The sequence below is a fragment of the Nesterenkonia halophila genome, assembly GCF_009467795.1.
GTDB lineage: Bacteria > Actinomycetota > Actinomycetes > Actinomycetales > Micrococcaceae > Nesterenkonia > Nesterenkonia halobia.
In genome coordinates, this window is sequence record NZ_WIAX01000026.1 from 1 (window position 1) to 794 (window position 794).

At 67.1% G+C, this 794-nt stretch carries 1 protein-coding gene; it reads left to right on the top strand.

The annotated features are described in order from the left end of the window. Position 1: 1 nt before the first annotated feature. The gene (locus GCL72_RS09645) at positions 2-793 is read left to right on the top strand and encodes an ABC transporter ATP-binding protein (RefSeq protein ID WP_153144506.1); all 792 of its coding nucleotides are present in this window, start codon (positions 2-4) and stop codon (positions 791-793) included. Position 794 lies beyond the last annotated feature (1 nt).

The window sequence follows — 794 nt, forward strand, 5'->3', positions numbered from 1 at the left end:
CATGCTGAGCATCGAGGAGGTCTCGAAGACGTTCTTCGCCGGCACGGTCAATGAGCGTCGGGCGCTGGTCGAGGTCGATCTGCGTCTGCAGCAGGGTGATGTGGTGACGGTGATCGGTTCCAACGGGGCCGGCAAGTCGACAGTGCTGAACACGGTGGCCGGGCGGCTGGTCCAGGATTCGGGCAGTGTGCGGGTCGATGGTCGGGAGATCTCGCGGCTGCCCGAGCATCGGCGGGCGGCTCAGGTCGGGCGGGTCTTCCAGGATCCGATGGCGGGCACGGCTCCGCATCTGACGATCGAGGAGAATCTGGCGCTGGCGGATCGGCGGGGGCGTCGTCGTGGGCTGGCGCGCGGGGTGACTCGGGCGCGGCGGGAGCGGTTCGCCGAGGCGCTGACGGTGTTGGAGCTGGGGCTGGAGGATCGGCTCAAGGCCAAGGTCGGGCTGCTCTCCGGCGGGCAGCGGCAGGCGTTGAGTCTGTTGATGGCGACGTTCTCCGAGCCGAAGGTGCTGCTGCTCGACGAGCATACTGCTGCGTTGGATCCGCAGCGGGCGGAGCTGGTGACGCGGCTGACGGAGTCGGTGATCGCGGAGAAGGAGCTGACGACGCTGATGGTGACTCACAATATGGCGCAGGCGCTGGCGGTGGGGAATCGGCTGGTGATGATGCATGAGGGTCGGATCGTGCTGGAGCTCGATGCTGAGGCGAAGCGGAAGGCCACGCCGGAGGATCTGCTGGCGGAGTTCTCGAGGCTCAAGGGTGCGGTGCTCGACGACAAGACGATGCTGCAGTGAG